Origin of the sequence: Nocardia violaceofusca NBRC 14427 (assembly GCF_963869435.1) — a bacterium.
GTDB classification, from domain to species: Bacteria; Actinomycetota; Actinomycetes; order Mycobacteriales; family Mycobacteriaceae; genus Nocardia; species Nocardia aobensis.
In genome coordinates this window covers 215,332-233,731 of the sequence record NZ_CAWMPM010000005.1, presented here as the reverse complement: position 1 = coordinate 233,731, position 18,400 = coordinate 215,332, and the positions used below count along the sequence as shown (strand labels likewise).

At 68.5% G+C, this 18,400-nt stretch carries 17 protein-coding genes; 5 read left to right on the top strand and 12 right to left on the bottom strand.

From position 1 onward, the window contains the following. The first annotated feature begins 12 nt into the window (after positions 1-12). Together AC5592_RS05730 and AC5592_RS05725 are read left to right on the top strand one after the other, a co-directional pair. On the top strand, positions 13-1,482 hold the full coding sequence (locus AC5592_RS05730; protein WP_036496947.1) for a glutamate synthase subunit beta: 1,470 nt from the start codon (positions 13-15) through the stop codon (positions 1,480-1,482). Between the two features lie 348 nt (positions 1,483-1,830). Beyond that, positions 1,831-2,754 carry a cutinase family protein gene (locus tag AC5592_RS05725; protein ID WP_083870494.1) on the top strand — a complete coding sequence of 308 codons (924 nt, stop codon included), beginning with the start codon at positions 1,831-1,833 and terminating at the stop codon, positions 2,752-2,754. A 63-nt stretch (positions 2,755-2,817) separates the two neighbouring features. Here AC5592_RS05725 and AC5592_RS05720 read toward each other — a convergent pair whose 3' ends face one another. The 4 genes from AC5592_RS05720 to lysX form a co-directional block, all read right to left on the bottom strand. Continuing rightward, on the bottom strand, positions 2,818-3,120 hold the full coding sequence (locus AC5592_RS05720; protein WP_063063622.1) for a hypothetical protein: 303 nt from the start codon (positions 3,118-3,120) through the stop codon (positions 2,818-2,820). 241 nt (positions 3,121-3,361) lie between these two features. Further along, the gene (locus AC5592_RS05715; RefSeq protein ID WP_232329210.1) at positions 3,362-3,640 is read right to left on the bottom strand and encodes a hypothetical protein; all 279 of its coding nucleotides are present in this window, start codon (positions 3,638-3,640) and stop codon (positions 3,362-3,364) included. Positions 3,641-3,763: 123 nt separating this feature from the next. Next, entirely contained in the window at positions 3,764-4,393 is a 630-nt protein-coding gene (locus AC5592_RS05710; RefSeq protein ID WP_036496950.1) for a histidine phosphatase family protein, read from the bottom strand. A gap of 69 nt (positions 4,394-4,462) precedes the next feature. After that, complete coding sequence (gene lysX, locus AC5592_RS05705) at positions 4,463-7,798, bottom strand: bifunctional lysylphosphatidylglycerol synthetase/lysine--tRNA ligase LysX (RefSeq protein WP_036496975.1); 3,336 nt, start codon at positions 7,796-7,798, stop codon at positions 4,463-4,465. 156 nt (positions 7,799-7,954) lie between these two features. On the opposite strand from lysX, the gene AC5592_RS05700 reads away from it, so the two are divergent. Continuing rightward, a complete protein-coding gene (locus AC5592_RS05700; RefSeq protein ID WP_030516732.1) occupies positions 7,955-8,176 on the top strand; it encodes an RNA-binding S4 domain-containing protein in 222 nt (73 codons plus the stop codon). Between the two features lie 34 nt (positions 8,177-8,210). On the opposite strand, the gene rraA is transcribed toward AC5592_RS05700, so the two are convergent. The 7 genes from rraA to AC5592_RS05665 all read right to left on the bottom strand — a co-directional run bounded on the left by rraA (position 8,211) and on the right by AC5592_RS05665 (position 12,799). Continuing rightward, positions 8,211-8,696: a ribonuclease E activity regulator RraA gene (gene rraA, locus AC5592_RS05695; protein ID WP_036496951.1), complete on the bottom strand. Its 486-nt coding sequence runs from the start codon at positions 8,694-8,696 to the stop codon at positions 8,211-8,213. 72 nt (positions 8,697-8,768) lie between these two features. Continuing rightward, the gene (locus AC5592_RS05690; RefSeq protein WP_036496952.1) at positions 8,769-9,227 is read right to left on the bottom strand and encodes an SRPBCC family protein; all 459 of its coding nucleotides are present in this window, start codon (positions 9,225-9,227) and stop codon (positions 8,769-8,771) included. Positions 9,228-9,317: 90 nt separating this feature from the next. Next, positions 9,318-10,259, bottom strand: a complete 942-nt coding sequence (locus AC5592_RS05685; RefSeq protein WP_036496953.1) for a CopD family protein — start codon at positions 10,257-10,259, stop codon at positions 9,318-9,320. Further along, on the bottom strand, positions 10,256-10,810 hold the full coding sequence (locus tag AC5592_RS05680) for a copper resistance CopC family protein (protein ID WP_083870495.1): 555 nt from the start codon (positions 10,808-10,810) through the stop codon (positions 10,256-10,258). The genes AC5592_RS05685 and AC5592_RS05680 overlap by 4 nt, the downstream gene beginning before the upstream one ends. Beyond that, on the bottom strand, positions 10,807-11,463 hold the full coding sequence (locus AC5592_RS05675) for a YcnI family copper-binding membrane protein (protein ID WP_062994898.1): 657 nt from the start codon (positions 11,461-11,463) through the stop codon (positions 10,807-10,809). The genes AC5592_RS05680 and AC5592_RS05675 overlap by 4 nt, the downstream gene beginning before the upstream one ends. A gap of 75 nt (positions 11,464-11,538) precedes the next feature. Then, entirely contained in the window at positions 11,539-12,144 is a 606-nt protein-coding gene (locus AC5592_RS05670) for a hypothetical protein (RefSeq protein ID WP_051024071.1), read from the bottom strand. Positions 12,145-12,157: 13 nt separating this feature from the next. Next, positions 12,158-12,799, bottom strand: coding sequence for a DUF6474 family protein (locus AC5592_RS05665; protein WP_063063620.1), 642 nt, complete (start codon positions 12,797-12,799; stop codon positions 12,158-12,160). A 393-nt stretch (positions 12,800-13,192) separates the two neighbouring features. Between AC5592_RS05665 and AC5592_RS05660 the strand changes: the two genes are divergently transcribed. Together AC5592_RS05660 and htpG are read left to right on the top strand one after the other, a co-directional pair. Further along, on the top strand, positions 13,193-14,911 hold the full coding sequence (locus AC5592_RS05660) for a TM0106 family RecB-like putative nuclease (RefSeq protein ID WP_084506410.1): 1,719 nt from the start codon (positions 13,193-13,195) through the stop codon (positions 14,909-14,911). Next, the gene (gene htpG / locus AC5592_RS05655; RefSeq protein ID WP_036496957.1) at positions 14,908-16,890 is read left to right on the top strand and encodes a molecular chaperone HtpG; all 1,983 of its coding nucleotides are present in this window, start codon (positions 14,908-14,910) and stop codon (positions 16,888-16,890) included. Before AC5592_RS05660 ends, htpG begins: the two co-directional genes overlap by 4 nt. Before the next feature lie 98 nt (positions 16,891-16,988). Here the strand turns inward: htpG and AC5592_RS05650 are convergent, their stop codons facing one another. Continuing rightward, the gene (locus tag AC5592_RS05650; RefSeq protein ID WP_083870496.1) at positions 16,989-18,266 is read right to left on the bottom strand and encodes a lipase family protein; all 1,278 of its coding nucleotides are present in this window, start codon (positions 18,264-18,266) and stop codon (positions 16,989-16,991) included. Positions 18,267-18,400: the final 134 nt, after the last annotated feature.

Below are 18,400 nucleotides of genomic sequence, written 5' to 3'. Positions count from 1 at the left end.
CGGAGGCCGCACGTGGGTGATCCACAGGGATTTCTGAAGCACACCAAGCGGGAGCTGCCCACCCGCCGTCCGGTTCCGCTGCGACTGATGGACTGGAAAGAGGTCTACGAGGAGAGCTACTCCCACCAGACCCTGCAGACCCAGGCCAGCCGATGCATGGACTGCGGTATCCCGTTCTGCCACAACGGCTGCCCGCTGGGGAATCTGATTCCCGAGTGGAACGACCTGGTGTACCGGGACCGCTGGCGCGAGGGTATCGACCGTCTGCACGCGACCAACAACTTCCCGGAGTTCACCGGGCGGTTGTGCCCGGCGCCGTGTGAGGCGTCGTGTGTGCTCGGCATCAACCAGGATCCGGTCACCATCAAGCAGGTCGAGGTCGAGCTCATCGAGAACGCCTTCGACGAGGGTTGGGTGCAGCCGGTCTATCCGACTCGCCTGACCGGTAAGAAGATCGCGGTCGTGGGTTCGGGTCCGGCCGGTCTGGCCGCGGCCCAGCAGCTGACCCGCGCCGGCCACACCGTCACGGTGTTCGAGCGCGACGACCGCATCGGCGGTCTGCTGCGCTACGGCATTCCGGAATTCAAGATGGAGAAGCGCTTCATCGACCGCCGCCTGGCGCAGATGGAGGCCGAGGGCACCATCTTCAAGGCGGGCGTGAACGTGGGTGTCGACATCACCGCCGAACAGCTGCGCGAGCAGTTCGACGCGGTGGTGCTCGCCGGTGGTTCCACCATCGCGCGGGATCTGCCGATTCCGGGGCGCGATCTGGACGGCATCCACCAGGCGATGGAATTCCTGCCGCTGGCCAACCGCGTTCAGCTGGGCGATCCGGTCGCCGACGAAGAGGGCCTGCCGCGGATTCACGCCAAGGGCAAGAAGGTCGTCATCATCGGTGGCGGTGACACCGGCGCCGACTGCCTGGGCACCTCGCACCGGCAGGGTGCGGCCAGCATCCACCAGTTCGAGATCATGCCGAAGCCGCCGGCCGAGCGGGCGGAGTCGACCCCGTGGCCGACCTACCCGCTGATGTTCCGGGTCTCCTCGGCGCACGAAGAGGGCGGCGAGCGCGTCTTCTCGGTGAACACCGAGCGGTTCATCGGCGAGGACGGCAAGGTGACCGGACTGCAGGCGCACGAGGTTCGCAACGTCAACGGCCGCTTCGAGAAGGTCGAGGGCACCGACTTCACGCTGGAGGCCGATCTGGTCCTGCTGGCGATGGGCTTCGTCGGCCCGCAGAAGCCGGGTCTGCTCGAGGATCTCGGCGTGGGCTACGACCAGCGCGGCAACGTCAAGCGCGGTAAGGACTTCCAGACCACCGTTCCCGGCGTCTTCGTCGCCGGCGATATGGGTCGTGGGCAGTCGCTGATCGTGTGGGCCATCGCCGAGGGCCGGGCCGCCGCGTCGGCGGTGGACAAGCACCTCGAGGGCGAGACCGCGCTGCCGGCGCCGATCGCTCCGACGGCGGTCGCCCAGCGCTGACAACCGAAAATCAGAGGCGTCCACGGGCTTTCGAGCCCGTGGGCGCCTCCTTTTTCGCTCTGTAGTGCGGAAACGTGTACCCGAGTCTCAAACATCGGAAATCGGACGGGATTTCGAGCTCGGATGGCAGTTCCTCGATGCCGCCGTTATCCTGAGCACCGGTATGTCGTAAATGCTCTTGGTCCATGTCCGGACTCGTTGTCGCGAGGTCGTCTCGCTGCCGCGCGTCACGGAGGTGGGCGGTTTTTGCTTCGCCGGGAATTTACCGCGCGGCAATGTGGCGGCGGCATCATCAGCGGCGAATACATATGAGGAGCCCCGGCGAGGGCTGGCTTGAACTGGAGCAGCATGCGGTTGAAGAAGGTTGTCGCGGCCGCCGGGGCGGCAGTCGCGGTACTGGCTGGTATGGCAGTGTCGGGTACCGCGATCGGAAGCGGTTCCGCGAGTGCGGATCCCGGATGCCCGAGCCTGTATGTCGTCGCCATTCCGGGTACCTGGGAAACCGGTGATCACAAACCCGATCACATGGTCGGCCCCGGCATGCTGTCCGGTGTGACCCGCGGCCTGCCGAGTTCGACGGACGTCGACTACGTCAGCTACGCCGCGACCGCCTTCCCGTGGGAGGGCGATGTCTACGGCGCCTCCAAGAAGGAAGCGACCGACAACGCGCGCGGTCTCATCCAGGGGATGGCGGCCCGCTGCGCCGGTACGCATTACGCGATCGTCGGCTACAGCCAGGGTGCGGATGCCGCAGGCGATCTGGCGGCCGAGATCGGCACCGGCTTGGGCGTGGTTCCGCCGGACCGCGTTTCGGGTGTCGGCCTGATCTCCGATCCGCGCCGTTCTCCCACCGACGTCCAGGTCGGCCCGGTCGTCGGCGGCGCCGGCGCCGGTGGTCCGCGCGTGGGTGGATTCGGCTTCCTCAGCGACCGGGTGCGCACCATCTGCGCGGCCGGTGATCTGTACTGCTCCACCGAGGACACCGACTACGTCACCCGCTTCGCCGGCTTCCTGGCGCAGGCCTCCGGTGCGAGCGCGGCCAACCTGTGGCGTTACCAGCTCGAGGCGGGTTCGATCATCGGCGATCTGATGGCGCACGGTGGTGTCGCGGCTCTGCAGTCGCAGCTCACCGACGACGCCAACCAGCAGCGGGTGGAACAGCTCGAGCACTTCTACCAGTCCGGCACCCACACCTCCTACGGGAGCTACTCGGTGGGTGGCGGTCAGACCGCGATCACCTGGATGCACAACTGGATCGCCGGAATGGCATGAGCCGGTGATCCACCCGTGCAGGCCACCCCGCATCGAGCGGGGTGGCCTGCACCGTTTCCGGGATCAGCCGGCGGAACCGGTCGGCGGGAGCTGGGGCAGCTGCGGCGCGGGAGCCGGCTGGTTCTCCGGTCCGCGGTCCCGGTCGCCGCGGTGGTCGCCGTCGGGCCCGCGGTGGTCGCCGTCGTGATCGCGGTCGCCGGGGTGGTTGTCCCGGTCGATGGCGACCGCGCTGGGGGCATTGGCGGGGGTGTCGGCGAAGGCCGGCACGGCGAGCGCGGACAGGGGAACGACGACGAGCGCGCCGGCGACGGCGACGCGGGTCACGAGGCGGCGGGTGTGGTTCTTCGGCTTCGCGGTGTTCTGCAAGGTTTCGGCCTTTCGTCTGCGAAATATGGAGCCGCACTCTCGGTTTCGGGCCGGTCGGCCCGGCGGCTCACGAGTACATCGAAACGCCCCCGGCTGGGTCGGTGATGTCCGCGAACTGTGAATGAACTTTGAAGCCGGTCACGGTGCCGCGGATCCCGGTCACGGCCACTGATTCCGCCGCCCACATGGCAACGAGGGCCGCTCCTGAAAAGGAGCGGCCCTCGTATGCTGTGGCGGTCGATCAGCCGAACGAGCCGGTGGGAGGCGGTCCGGGAAGGAAGCCGTCGGGCCCGCCGGGCAGGAAACCGCCCGGGCCCGGCTGCCAGGGCCCGTGGTCGTGATCGTGGTGATGACGCCACCCGTCGTGGTCGTGATCGTGATCGTGCCAGTCGACGGGCGCGGCGGACGGGGTGTCGGCGAAAGCGGGAACGGCGACGGCTGCCACGGGGGCGGCGGCGACGGCGCCGGCGACGGCGATGCGGGCGATCAGCCTGCGGCGCGAAGAACTCTTGGAGAGCAACGGATTACCTTTCACTCGGAACACGGGCCGTCGTGCGGGGGCCCATGGTCACTCATCGAACGACTCGACCCTGGGATGGAAGAGCGATCGCGCTGGTAATCGGCTGTGAATTGTGGCGGCTGTTCAGTCCACCGGCAGATTGCGCGGCAACAACTCCCAGACGTGGCTGTTCTCGTTCACCGTCGCCGCGGTCCGGGTCCCGCTGCGCGAGAAGAGCACTCGGGTGATCGAGCAGTAGTCGATCGGAAAGGTCAGCGGCCGTTGCAGGCCGAGTACGTCCTGCAGCAGTACGTTGATCACCCCGCCGTGGGCGAAGGCGACGACCGTATCGGCCGGTTCGGCGGCCGCGACGATTTCGGCGATCGTGCCCAGTACCCGCGCCACGAATGCGGGACCGTCGATCTGTTCGGGCAGATGTCCGGCCTTGATCCGGTCGTAGGTGGCGCGGAAGTCCCGCTTGGCATCCTCGATCGGGATGTAGGCGGGTAGGTCGCGGTCGTATTCGGCCAGCCCGTCGAGCACCTCGACCGGCAGTCCCAGCTTCTCGGCCGTCGGCGCGGCGGTATCGCGGGCCCGCCGCTGCGGACTGCTCACCACCCGTGCGATGCGATGCTCGCTTCCCGCGAAGCGGGCGATCACCGCGGGTACCCGCCGGGCCTGTTCGACACCCAGTTCGGTGAGTTCGGGATCGGCGGGACCGGAGGTGGTCAGCACCCGTCCGGGCTGAGCGTGACGCACGAGAACAAGCTGCACGGATCTACTGTGCCGGACGCCGGTTCCGGGTTCGCGAACGGGTGCGCGCCTCGGACGCCGCAGGTGCGGTCAGCGTCCGTCGCCCTGGCCGGTGCGCGGTTTGACCAGCGGGAACGGCAGGGTTTCGCGGATGCTGCGGCCGGTGATCAGCATGACCACGCGGTCCACGCCCACACCCAGGCCGCCGGTCGGCGGCATCGCGAATTCCAGCGCCTCGAGGAAATCCTCGTCCAGCTCCATGGCCTCCGGGTCGCCGCCCGCGGCCAGCAGCGACTGTTCGGTCAGGCGGCGGCGTTGTTCGATCGGATTGGTCAATTCGCTGTAGGCGGTGCCGAGTTCGACACCCCATGCCACCAGATCCCAGCGTTCGGCGACACCGTCGATGCGCCGATGTGCGCGTGTCAGCGGTGAGACGGAGGTCGGGAAGTCGATGTAGAAGGTCGGTTCCTGGGTCCGGTCCTCGACGAGGTGTTCGTACATCTCGAGCACGATCTGCCCGGCGTCCCAGCCCGGCTGATACGGCACCTCGACCTTGTCGCACAGCAGTCGCAGCCGATCCACCGGGGTGTCGGGGGTGACGGTCTCGCCGACGGCTTCGGAGATGGCGCCGTGCACGGTGCGCACCGGCCAGTCGCCGGAGATGTCGACCTCGGTCAGCGTTCCGTCCGCGTCCGGTCGCAGGGCGACGCAGGCGCCGTTGGCCGCGATCGCCGCATTCTGGATCAGCTGGCGGCACGCGTGCATCATCCGCTCGTAGTCGCTGTGCGCCTCATAGGCTTCCAGAATCGTGAATTCCGGATTGTGGCTGTAGTCCACACCCTCGTTGCGGAACACCCGGCCCAGTTCGAAGACCTTCTCCATCCCGCCCACGCACAGCCGTTTGAGATACAGCTCCGGTGCGATGCGCAGATACAGATCCAGGTCGTAGGCATTGATGTGGGTGCGGAAGGGCGCGGCGTTGGCGCCGCCGTGCACCTGCTGCAGTACCGGTGTCTCGACCTCGAGGAAACCCCAGCCGTTCAGCGTGTCCCGCAGCGACCGCACCACCGCGCTGCGTTTGGCCAGCACCTCGCGCGCCTCGACGTTGATCGTCATATCGACGAAGCGCTGCCGCACCCGCGCCTCGGGGTCGGCGAGTCCGCGCCACTTGTCCGGCAGCGGGTGCAGGCATTTGCCGATCATCCGCCAGTCCTGGGCGAGCAGCGACAGTTCGCCGCGGCGGCTGCTGCCGATCTGGCCGCTCACCTCGATCAGATCACCCAGGTCGAAGTACTCGCCGAACGAACTCGAGCGGCGCGCGCCGACCCGGTCCCGGTCGATGAGGATCTGGATGTCGCCGGACCAGTCGCGCAGCGCGGCGAAGGTGACGCCGCCGTGATCGCGGATCCGCAACAGCCGCCCGCACACGCGCACCGTGGTGCCCTTGGGGGAGCGGCGGGCATCGGCGATCGAATGGGTCGGGGCGTAGGCCACCGGGTAGGCGTCGATATCGGCCGATTCGAGCCGGCGCACCTTGTCCATCCGCACCCGCACCTGCTCGGGACGGCGAGCGGCGGCCTGCTCGAGTTCCGAGGGCGGCGCCTCGGGCGGGCTGCCGTCGGCGTGCAGGCCCGTGAGGGTGGGCGGTACCGCGGAATGAAGACCGGTGTGCGCCGAGGCGTCCGGCTGCGTGCCGAACCGCGGCAGGAAGCCCTCGGCCAGCGCGCCGGCGAACGCCACTCGCGGCAGCTGGCGGCGTTCCTCGAAGATGAGGAACCGCGGCACCCACTGCGGCTGATATTTCACATTCGACCGGTACAGCGCCTCGAGCTGCCACCAGCGGCTGAAGAACATCAGCACACTGCGCCACAGCCGCAGCACCGGGCCGGCGCCGATCCGGCCGCCCTCCTCGAAGACCGAGCGGAACACCGCGAAGTTCAGCGAGACCCGGGTGATCCCGTACTGTTCCGAGGTCAGCGCCAGCTGGGAGATCATGAATTCCATGATTCCGTTGGGGCCCTTGGGATCTCGTCGCATCACATCGAGCGAGACACCGCTGCGGCCCCACGGTACCAGCGAGAGCATGCCCCATACGCGGCCGTCGCGGTCGAGCGCCTCCACCAGCAGGCTGTCTCCGTCGAGCCGGTCGCCGAGCCGGCCCAGTGCCATCGAGAAGCCGCGTTCGGTTTCGGTGTCGCGCCAGGAATCGGCGCGGACGATCATCTGTGCCATCTCGTCCGGCGACAGTTCGCTGTGCCGGCGGACCCGGACGGTGAAGCCCTGTTTGTGTAAACGGTTGGCGGCCTGGCGGACCTGCTTCATCTCGGGCCCGGCCAGCGAGAAGGAACGGGTGTCGAGAATCGCCTCGTCGCCCAGTCGCAGCGCGGACAGGCCCGCCCGGCGGTAGGCGGTGGCGCCGAGTTCACCCGCACCCATCACGGCCGGGGCCCAACCGTATTCGTCGGCCAGTCGCAACCAGGCATCGATGGCCTGCGGCCACGCCTCCCGCACACCGATCGGATCGCCGGAGGCCAGGCAGACGCCGAGTTCGACGCGATAGGTGATCGCCGCTTTACCGCTGGGCGCGAACACCACGGCCTTGTCGCGGCGAGTCGCGAAGTAGCCCAGCGAATCCTCGACATCGGAACGGGCGAGCAGGCCGCGCACCGCGGATTCGTCCAGTCCGGTCATGGCGTTGGAGGCGCGCTGGGAGCGGAACAGCACCAGCGCCGCCGCCAGCAGCGCGATCGCGCCGAACAGGCCGAGCAGCAGATTCACCACATGCGGGGGATGCCCGTCGAAGTTGTTGTCCGCCACCAGAATTGTCGCGGTGACCCGCGAGACCGCCCACAGCGGGCGTTGCGCACCGCGGGGCAGGCTGCCGGGGAACAGTTCCACCAGCCCCCACCCGAGCAGACTGCCGATGATCAGCCCGCTGACCAGGACACCGAGTGCCTTCCACACCGCGCCCCGCCGCACCCGGGTGTAGAACTCCGGCCACGCCGCGATCATCAGGCCGACCACGGCCAGGTGGACGAACAGCGCGGCCAGGGCGTGCGGATCCTGCTCCTCGGCGAAATCCAGTCCGTTGGCGAGCGCGAACAGCGCCATGTACCCGACCAGCAGCCACCAGGCGATGCGTTTCCGGGACGCCGTCGCGCCGGCGAGCAGACCGACGATCACCGCCCACATCAGGTTCGTGTCGGGCGCGTCGAAATAGTAGGCGTCGAGGTAGTGCCGCGGGACCGAGGTGATGTAGCGCAGGCCGGGCGAAATACTCCACAGCGCACACAGAATCGAGAACACGCCGAGCACCAGGCCGACCAGGTGGGGGACTTCGCTCAGCCGACCGTGGGCGCGATGTGGAACCGGTGAGGAAGGGGATCTGCCGTCGCGCGAGTGAAGCTGGTCTTGCGTGGAAGTCACCGCACCAGTGTGCGGGCTGGGACCGCCCGAGGGGAGAAGGCCACCGGGCGAGTCCTGCTCGTGCACGGTCATATTCGATCCTTTCGCCGGACCCCGGTACCCATCGCGACGGGGGCGGCGTGCGGCCCGTCGGGCGCGGCGGTAAAGATGTAACCCATGTCGGATCCAGTCGATGTGCCGATCGAAGACGAAGTCATTCGACTCGGGCAATTCCTGAAGCTGGCCAATCTCATCGACAGCGGGTCGGAGGCCAAGACCGTGATCGCCGCCGGGCTCGTGCGCGTCAACGACGAGGTGGAACTACGGCGGGGCCGCCAGCTCCATGCCGGAGACGTGGTCGCGCTCGCCGGCCACCGCGTGCGGGTGGCAGGCGGATAGTTCGGCGGGCGCGGGGCCGGCGGCGATCGGCGACTCATTCCGCGCGGACGACGACCCCGTCGTGATCGCTGTAGAGCATCTCGCCCGGAACGAAGGTGACGCCGCCGAATTCGACCGGCACATCGCGTTCGCCGGATCCGGTCTGCGTGCTCTTGCGCGGATTGGTGCCCAGTGCCTTGATGCCGATGGGCAGGGTGCGCAGAATCGCCGAGTCACGCACGCCGCCGTTGACGACGACGCCGGACCAGCCGTTGTCGACGCCGCGTCCGGCGATCACGTCACCGACGAGGGCGGTGTGGACGCTCGCGCCGCCGTCGACGACCAGCACACGTCCTTCACCGGGTTCGCTGAGAGTCTGCTTGACCAACAGATTGTCCTGGAAGCAGCGAATGGTGACGATGCGCCCGCTGAACACCGGATTGCCGCCGAACTGCGTGAATTGCGTATCGCAGCTACGAATCTCGGGGCCGATCTCGTCGGCGAGGTCGGCGGTTGCCACTAGGTTTGCTGAATCGGTCACCAAATAAGCTTGCCATGCGGGCGGCGATCGAATCCTGAGACCTTCCCGCCGCCCGCCGCGGGCGCGGCCGGTTCAGCTGTCGAGGGTGCGCTGATACTCCGCGATCTTGGTCGTCAGATTGTGGGTGGTGTGTTTGACCGACAGCTTGACGAACGGCTCGATGGTCTTGCCCAGCACCTTGCCCGCGAGCCCGCCCGGTACCCGGTACTCGACGATGGCGTCCACCGTGCAGTCGCGGTCGCCGCGAGGATGGAACAGGAAGGTCGATTCGATCTCGAAGCCGGTCACGGCCTTCACCGCGATCGCGACGTTCTTCTCCCAGCGCACGATCTGCAGCCGCGAGGTCAGCGAGGCGGGACCCAGTTTGATCTCGGTGTCGAACGTCGCGCCCAGCCCGGCCACCTGATCGGTGATTGGGCGGAAGGAATGGACCTCGGTGACGAATTCCGGCAGATGGCGATAGTCGTTGACGTAGTCGAACGCGGTCTCGGCCGGCGCGGCGCAATCGGCCACGATCTTCACTGCGGTCATGCCGTAACCGTAACGTGTTCCAGTCCGGCCCGGACCGGATGTAATTGCTATCACTCCAGTTCGCAGGGCCTATCCGGCCCGGGCTCGGACTCAGGCCGTCACCGACAGTGTCGCCGCCAAGCCGAACACCGCCGCCATCACCACCACCTCGATCAGGGCCCGGCGCAGCGAGTCGTCCGCACTCATCCGATGGTCGGTGGCCACCGGAACCCAGCTGCGCCGCCACCACCAGCCGAGCCCGAGCAGCGCGAGGGCCATGATCGTCTTCGCGAGCAGGATGCGGCCGTACCCGGTGTCGGCCAGCGCGACCGGATCGCCGACGCGGACCAGCCCGTTGACCACGCCGGTCACCGTCACCGCCGCCACCGCGGGCAGCGCCCAGCCGGAATAGCGCGGCAGGATCACCGCCCATTCACCGCGGGTGCGCACCACCAGCGCAAGCGCCAGCAGCAGACCGAACCAGGCGGCCGCCGCGAGAGCGTGCACCGCGGCCAGAACCGAGCCCAGCGTCTGCTGCGACATATGGCCGGTGATCGGCCGCAGCACCAGCGTCACCGCGGCGAAGACCAGCACCAGGTCGGCGCTCGCGCGCTCCGGTCGCCGGAAGGCCAGCGTGCTGTAGCAGGCGACCGCCGCGGTGCCGATCAGCACGGCGATGCCGATCTGGCCGCCGCTGACATGTGCGACGTAGTCGCCGAAATCGCCGGCGCGCAACCGGCTCAGCGGGACCCCGACCACCTCGGCGGCCTCCGTGGACAGCAGCACGAATTCCGCGAGCGTCCAGAGCCCGCCGAACACGGCCAGCAGCCGCCACGCGGGCCGCAGCCGGTCGTGCAGGCGCGGCAGAGCCGCGAGGCCGAGAACCGTGGCGCCCAGCCCGTCGGCCAGGGTGCGTACCGGCGCCTCGGCCTGTACCGGATCGGGTGCGGCGAGCGCCCATCCGGCGGCGACACCGACGAGGGCGGCCGGGACGACCAGCAGCAGTGCGTAACGCAGTGCGGTCGATCTGCTGCCGGCCGTCCCCGGCCTCACGGTTTGCCGCCGCTGCCCGGCCGTCGGGAGCGACCGCCGAACAGCGCGAACGCCAGCCCACCGCCGAACAGGACGACCGCGGCCACGATGAACACCCACAGCGGAACGCCACCGGAATCGCCGTCACCACCGGAGCTGCTCTTGGCATCGGCCTTGGCCCCCGGTGTCCCGTGCCCCGGCGTGGTCAGCTCGAAGGTGCGGGTGCCGCTGACCGGATGGCCGTCGGCGGAGGTGACGCGGTACGCGATCGTGTAGGTGCCAGCCGGCCCGAGGTCACCGACCTCGACGCTGACGGTCGGCCCGTCCACCACCGGTTTTCCCTTCGACCACAGATTCCCGTCCGGGCCGACGACGGTCAGCGACGGAAAGCTCGGCTGCAGATTCTCGTTGAAGGTGATGCTGACCCGCGCCGGGCCGGACGCGAGTTTCGCGCCGTCGGCGGGGTCGGTGGATACCACCGTCGAATGCGCGGCAGCCGGACCGGCGACCGCGATCGTCAGGCCGCCCAGCGCCAGCGCACCGACCAGGGCGAACAGTATGCGGCGCATCATGCGCGCCGGCTCCGGATCAGGCTGCCGAGTCCGAGCGCGGCGCCGAGGGCGCCGAGCACCAGTCCGATACCGCCCAGCCAGCGCGCGGTGTTGTCGGAATCGGACTCGTCGCTGTCGGCCTCGCTCGACATGCCGGCCGCGTGGTCGTGATCGGATCCGGCGGCCGCCAGCGTGACACTCGGTGCGGGGTGCTCGGGTTCGTCGCCGCCGGCCGGCATGGGTTCGTTCCAGTTGACGACCTTGCCGTCGCTGTAGGTCTGGGTGGCGGGGAAGCTGATCTTGTCCTGCTTCGGCAGCGGACCGACCGCGAGGGCGAAGCGCTGGAACTGTTCGGGGGTGATGCCGGGATTACCCGGGTTGGCGGTCCAGGTCACGGAGGTGAACTGGTTCTTGTCGTTCTTCTCGGTCTTGGCGGTCCAGCCCGCGACGGGTTCGGTGCGGGCCGCGGACAACTGCGGCAGCGCGACGGTCAGCTTGGTGGTGGACGCCGTCGCCGATTCGGTCGGCACGCGGAAGGTGATGACGGCGTAACCGCCCTGGGCCGCGCCGGGCGCGTCGGCGGTGACGTGCGCGGCCGCGGTGCCGGAGGCGAGCAGGGCGAGACCTGCGGCGGCGCCGGTCGCGACGAGGGCGCGCGACAGTGAGGTGGACATAGTTGAGCGCACGATGGGTGACTTTCTCGGTACTCGGCGATGTGCCGGGGGAATTGCCTGTGGTCGGGGAGCGGTTCAGGCGAGTACCGGTGGTGCGCGGGAGCCGAGGGCGCCGGCGCGCCATTGCTGCCACGGTGGCCGCACGGAACTCCGCCACCGGGGTGTGGCGATATCCACCGGCGGCAGCGGCCGGGTCGTGACGGCCCGGACCGAGTGGGAGACAGCGGCATACAGACGTTCGACGGCCACGATGAGCGCGGCACAGGCCACGGTCGCGAGCGTGTGCGCCAGCGTCATCCAGCCGCTCGGGAAGATCGACGTCAGCCCGGAAAAGCCGCTCCCGCACGATGTCTCACCCGGTCGGTGGGCGGGCAGCAGACTCAGCGCGATATGGGAAACCGCCTGTCCGCCACCGAGTGCCGCCAGGACGCCGGTCCGGCCCCACGCACCGCCGGCGGGCGGCAGCATCGAGGCTGAGGTTCCGGCGACCGTCGCGCTCAGCAGGAGCAGCGCCAGCGTCGCCGAGCCGGGATAGCCGCCGTCGGCCCAGCCGTGCGCGGCGGTCGCGAGGACCACCACCGCCATACCGACCAGGCCGCCGCGCAGCCCATCGATGCCCGGCCGCCGGACCGCTCGCCGGGACGGCGGGGATCCGGTCGCGGGCCGGGCACGAGGCAGCATGGCGGAACGGCGGTCAGTGCACGCCGAGGCGCGCGAGGATATCGGCTTCGACGCCGGAGAGTTCGTGCGAGATGGAGTTGTGCACCGCCCGGCGGCGCGGCGCGGGCATCTGCTCGGCGGTCCGCACGGCGGCGGACAGGCTGGCGAGCCGGTCGCGGGTGGCGGCCACGAACTTCTGCGTTTCGCCGCTCTTGTCACCGGAGTTCTCGATACCGGCCAGAGTCGATTCGATGCCGGTGATGCGGGCCTGCAGGCGGGCGCCGTGACCGGTGAAGTTGCCCAACTCGCCGAGGCCGATACCCAGCCGGTGGGCGCGGCGGGTGTCGATCTGGCCGCGGACGAAGGTGGCGGCCCGGTAGGCCAGCGGCGCCAGCACCGGCACCAGCACCCGCGCCACGCCCAGATACTTCTTCACCTGGCTCGCCGTGAGCAGTTCGCGGTCGGCGCGTTCGGCGGTCTTGAGGGCGGCCTTCTCCTCGGCCTTCAATGCCGCGATCTGTGCCTTCGCCACATCGCGCTGGGTGCGGAGTTCGGCGCGCTGGCGTTTGCGTTCGTTGCGGGCGCCGAGTTTGGCCTCCATCGCGGCCTTGTGCTTGAGGGCTTTCGCCTCGGCTTTGCGGTCCGCACGCCGCTTGCGCTTGGTGAACAACCCCATCGAAAGCCCTCCGTCACGAAGTTCCGTCATGCTGATATACCCACATGCCACACGGTTTGCGCCAACTGTAGCGGGATGCGCACCCGGGGGCGCCGTCGCGGCGGCCGATGCGCGGTCGGGGCGCGTGCCGATCCGGGCTCGCCCGCCGCGTGAGTGCCGAGGTAGCGGCTCCGCGTACGCCCGGCACGCAGGCGGTTCGCGGGAGTGTCGGAGGTAGGGACCATACTGCTTAGCGTGTATTCGGGCAGCGGCGACCAAGACGGTCGCGAGGAGGACGGCGGAGGCGACGAGCGGCGGGCTGCTGCTCGACGAACCGTCGTGGTGCCCGCCGAAGTGGAACGGGCGCAGCAGGTTTCGGCCGGCCCGGCGAGTGCTCCGGCCGGGCCGGCGAACCTGTCGGCGCCCGCCGGGTCCGGCGAGCACCCGCCGCGCATCGCCTATGTCGACGCCCGCGCGCTGGTCGGCTGCCGGCACCGGCTGCATCTGGACGCGACTCATCCGGAACGGCTGCTGGGGGTGCCGGAGGACGCTGGTGTCAAACAGCGCCGCGACGCCGCCACCGCGCATCGCTCGAAGGTCCGCGACACACTCGTCGCCGCCGATCCGCGGGCATGGGTGATCATCGACCCGGATCAGCACGCGAGCGGCCGCGCCGAGGACACGCTGCGCGCGTGTGCGGAAGGGGCGCAGCGCATTTGGGGCGCATTGCTGCCGCAGGAGGCCGATACCGGCCGTCGCGGCGGCTGCGAGATCCTGCTGCGCGATACCGATCGCGGCGGCTACATCCCGATCATCGTGGTCAACCACAAGGTGACCGACCCGCGCCAGCCGGATCCGGCCGATTTCCATCCCACCACCTCCGATCTGTACCGCTGGGATCCGCGCCCCGACCGGCACGTCCGGGTCCGCACCCAGCCGCGCGACCAGCAGCGGCTGGCCCATCTCTACCGCATGTTGCAGCGGCACGGGCTGGCCAGTCCGGCGCTGGTCGGCGGCGCCATCGGCTATCACTTCGACCGGATCCTGGTGCACGATCTGGCCCCGGTGCTCGACGAGTACGACCGGCGTTATGCCGACCGCATCGCGGTGGTGCGCGGTGAGCTGCCGACGGTTCCGTCCAAGGTGCCGGAATGCCGGCAATGCCCGTGGTGGACGCGGGCGCCCAGTGTGACCGGCGGTGAGCGTCCGGATATCACCGAACCGCCCGCCGTGAGCTGTGAGGGCTGGCTGGCGGCCCACCGCGACGTCAGCCTCGTCGCACCCGGCTCACGCGCCGAACTGCTGCGCCGCCACGGTGTGCAGACCATCGACGACCTGGCCGAGTGGACCGCCGAGGAGCCCGAGGACTGGCAGTACGAGCCGTTCGCCGAGACGGTCGTGACCGCGCGTGCCTGGATCTCGGGCGCGCCTCTGGTCCGCCGCGTGGACCGGGTGCGGGTCACCCGGGCCGACGTCGAGGTCGACGTCGATCTGGAGAGCTATCAGGAGTACGGCGCCTACCTGTGGGGGACCCTGCTCGACGGGGTGTATCGCCCCTTCTTCACCTGGGACCCGCTGCCGACCGCCGACGAGGCCCGCTCGTTCGCCGAATTCTGGACCTGGCTGATGGCGGTGCGCGCCGACGCGGCCGCGGCGGGCAAGACGTTCGCCGCCTACTGCTATTCGCGCACGGCCGAGGACAAGTGGCTCTACGAATCGGCGCGCCGATTCGCCGGACGGCCCGGCGTCCCGACCGCGGACGAGGTCCGCGCCTTCGTCGACAGTCCGCAGTGGGTGGATATGTTCCAGGCGGTGTCGGAGCAGTTCATCTGCCCGAACGGCAAGGGGCTCAAGAAGATCGCCCCGGTCGCCGGATTCGGCTGGCGCGATCCCGAGGCCGGCGGCGAGGCGTCGATGAGCTGGTATCGCCTGGCGGTCGGATACGACGGCGCGCCCGATCTGTCGCAGCGCACCCGCCTGCTGGAATACAACGAGGACGACGTCCGCGCCACCCAGGTGCTGCGCGAATGGATGGCGCCGGCACAACCGCGGGCGCACAGTGCCGACGCGGAGGTTCCCGCGATGACCGACTTTCGCGAGCCACCCGCGGTCCGTCGTAATATCTGCACGTGACCGATCACGTCGAACAACTGGAGTTTCAGGCCGAGACCCATCAGCTTCTGGAACTGATGATCCACTCGGTCTACTCGAACAAGGACACCTTCCTGCGGGAATTGATCTCGAACGCCTCGGACGCGCTGGACAAGCTGCGGCTCGAGTCGTTCCGGGACAAGGATCTCGAGGTCGACACCTCGGATCTGCATATCGAACTCGAGGTCGACAAGGACGCCCGGGTGCTGACCGTCCGTGACAACGGCATCGGCATGTCGCGCGCCGAGGTGGTCGACCTCATCGGCACCCTGGCCAAGTCCGGCACCGCGGAACTGCGCCGCCAGCTGCTGGAATCGAAGAGCGGCGAGGGCGCGGTGAGCTCCGAAGACCTCATCGGCCAGTTCGGTATCGGCTTCTATTCGACCTTCATGGTGGCCGACAAGGTCACGCTGACCACCCGCCGTGCGGGTGAGTCCGAGGGCACCCGCTGGGAGTCCGCGGCCGGCAGCTCGACCTACACCATCGAAACCCTCGACGACGCGCCCCAGGGCACCGCGGTGTCGCTGCATCTGAAGTCCGCGGACGAGGACGATCACCTCTTCGATTACACGCAGGAGTGGAAGCTCCGCGAGATCGTCAAGAAGTACTCGGACTTCATCTCCTGGCCGATTCGGATGCAGGTGGAGCGCACCGTCACCGAGGGTGAGGGCGAGGAGAAGCAGGAAAAGACCATCCTCGAGGAGCAGACGCTCAATTCGCAGAAGGCGCTGTGGACGCGCCCGCGCAGCGACGTCTCCGACGAGGAGTACAAGGAGTTCTACAAGCACGTCTCGCACGCCTGGGACGATCCGCTGGAGATCATCCCGCTCAAGGCCGAGGGCACGTTCGAATATCAGGCGCTGCTGTTCATCCCGTCGCACGCGCCGTTCGATCTGTTCATGCGCGAGCACAAGCGCGGCGTGCAGCTCTACGTGCGCCGGGTGTTCATCATGGACAACTGCGAAGAGCTGATGCCGGAGTATCTGCGCTTCGTCAAGGGTGTGGTGGACGCGCAGGATCTGTCGCTGAACGTCTCGCGCGAGATTCTGCAGCAGGACCGGCAGATTCAGATGATCCGCAAGCGCCTGGTCCGCAAGGTGCTGTCGACGATCAAGGATCTGCAGAGCGCCGAATCGGCCGAATCCGGCTCCGACGACGCCACCGCGACAGAGTCGAAGTACCGGACCTTCTGGAACGAATTCGGCCGAGTTCTCAAGGAGGGTTTGCTCTCCGACTTCGACAACCGCGAAACCATTCTGCAGGTCTCGTCTTTCGCCTCGACGCACTCGGATTCCGAGCCGACCACGCTCGCGCAGTACGTGGAGCGCATGGCCGAGGGCCAGGACCAGATCTACTACATGACCGGTGAATCCCGGCAGCAGATCGAGAATTCCCCGCATATGGAGGCCTTCAAGGCCAAGGGCCTCGAGGTGCTGATCCTCACCGACCCGGTCGACGAGATGTGGGTCGGCTCGGTGCCGGACTTCGACGGCAAGCCGTTCCAGTCGATCGCCAAGGGTGAGGTCGATCTGGAGACCGAGGAGGAGAAGAAGGCCTCCGAACAGCTGCGCGAACAGCAGGAGAAGGATTTCGGCGAGGTGCTGAAGTGGCTGCAGGAGACGCTGAGCGACAGCGTCAAGGAGGTCCGCCTGTCCTCCCGCCTGACCACCTCTCCGGCCTGTGTCGTCGGTGATGTCTTCGACTTCACCCCGCAGCTGGAGCGCATGTACCGCGCGTCCGGCCAGGCGCTCCCGGAATCCAAGCGGATTCTGGAACTCAACCCGGAGCATCCGCTGGTCACCGGCCTGCGCGATGCGTACGCCAAGGACAAGGAGTCCGAGGATCTGGGCGCGACGGCCGAATTGCTCTACGGCACAGCGGTTCTGGCCGAAGGCGGCGAACTGAAGGACCCGGCCCACTTCGCCCGGCTCCTGGCCGACCGCCTCACCAAGTCCGTCTGACAACCACGACCGTCCGACCACGACAACCGAAACACCGAGGCCCGCAAGGAATTTCCTTGCGGGCCTCGGATTGGGAACGGGCCGCCGTCAGCGGCGCGTCAGTCGACGGTGCAACCGGCGACCGGCTTGTCGTTCAACCGGTCCATCAGATAGGGAATGACACCGCTCGGGCTGAAACCGTCGATGATCTCCGGACCGAAGTGGTTCGGCAGCGCCATACCGGGCAGGATCGGCGGGAGACCGTTACTGCGGAAGGTGACGGTGGCACCCTTGCCGCACCAGTCGTCGGCGAGCTGCCGCGCCTGCGGATAGGGCACGGTGTCGTCGTTGACCCCGCTGGTGATCAGAACCGGTGCGGTGGGGCTGAGGGTGCCGATGCGCTGCCGGTTCAGGATGTCCATGGCCGCCGGTACTTCGCGCAGGTTGTCCATAAACGGCCGATGGTCCCGGGTGAAGTCACTGCCGCGCAGGAGCGGATGCTTCAGGATTACATCGCCCACACAGCTGTCCCGCAGTTCCGCGAGCAGGCTCTCACCCTGCGGCGTCACGTGCTTGTCCAGCTCGGGTTTCAAATCCGGATAGCGTTCCAAAAATCCGTTGAGGGCGTAGGCGACCACACCACCGATGAGGTTTCCGTCGATCTTCTGCAGAACCGCGCTCAGATCGGCGGTCGGCGCGCCGGCCCACACTCCTTTCAGGTTCAGCTCCGGTGCGTAGCTCGGCTGCAACTCCGCCGCGGACGCGGTCGCACCGCCGCCCTGGGAGTAACCCCAGAAGGCGAGCGGCGTCTGCGCTCCGGTACCCGAGAGCGCATTCGCGGCGCGCGCCGCGTCGAGAACGGCGTGCGCCTCTTCCACCCGGTTGACGTAGGTGTGGACACCGGGTGTGCCCAGTCCGATGTAGTCGGTGACGAAAACCCGGGCGCCCAGCGCATGCCACACCATCGCCGATACCGCCTCCTGATTGGCGGAGATGCTCGGCGGGGTGATCCGGGCGTAGAGACCGGTGGCGAAGGCCTCCGACGGCGCGCACTGATCGCCCTGTCCGGAGGTACCGGGCGCGATCACGACGGTCGGCCGCGGTCCGGTGCCCTGCCAGGCGGCGGTGGCGTCGAGGTAGGTGCCGCTGACCGCGGTGGGAGCGCCGTCCTGGGTCTGCGAGGTGTACATCACCTTCTGCGCGTTCGCGGGCCACGGCCCGAATCCCGGCGGCGCCACGAAAACCGGCATCGCCTCGGTCTTGATCACCGCTCCCGGCGTGGCCGCGAATTGTGCCGGGGGAATGTAGAACTCGCTCACCGGCGTGGCGGTGGAGGTGCCGGCGGCCGCGCAACCGAGCGCCGCGCCCACACATGCCGCAGCCCCGAGCGCGACCATCCGGCGGAAACCGCCCTCACGCCGTCTCGGCGATCCACTCGCCCGCGAGTGTGGTGCTCTGTCACCCAGTTGCATCGTCACGACCTGGCCTTTTGAACTTACTACCCAGTAGAATCGGCTTTAACATAGCCTTA

Coding starts and splice junctions, on each gene's coding strand:
- AC5592_RS05725 (WP_083870494.1), top strand. CDS start 1,831: ATGCGGTTGAAGAAGGTTGTCGCGGCCGCCGGGGCGGCAGTCGCGGTA.
- AC5592_RS05700 (WP_030516732.1), top strand. CDS start 7,955: ATGTCGGATCCAGTCGATGTGCCGATCGAAGACGAAGTCATTCGACTC.
- AC5592_RS05690 (WP_036496952.1), bottom strand. CDS start 9,227: ATGACCGCAGTGAAGATCGTGGCCGATTGCGCCGCGCCGGCCGAGACC.
- AC5592_RS05680 (WP_083870495.1), bottom strand. CDS start 10,810: ATGATGCGCCGCATACTGTTCGCCCTGGTCGGTGCGCTGGCGCTGGGC.
- AC5592_RS05675 (WP_062994898.1), bottom strand. CDS start 11,463: ATGTCCACCTCACTGTCGCGCGCCCTCGTCGCGACCGGCGCCGCCGCA.
- AC5592_RS05670 (WP_051024071.1), bottom strand. CDS start 12,144: ATGCTGCCTCGTGCCCGGCCCGCGACCGGATCCCCGCCGTCCCGGCGA.
- AC5592_RS05665 (WP_063063620.1), bottom strand. CDS start 12,799: ATGGGGTTGTTCACCAAGCGCAAGCGGCGTGCGGACCGCAAAGCCGAG.
- AC5592_RS05650 (WP_083870496.1), bottom strand. CDS start 18,266: ATGGTCGCGCTCGGGGCTGCGGCATGTGTGGGCGCGGCGCTCGGTTGC.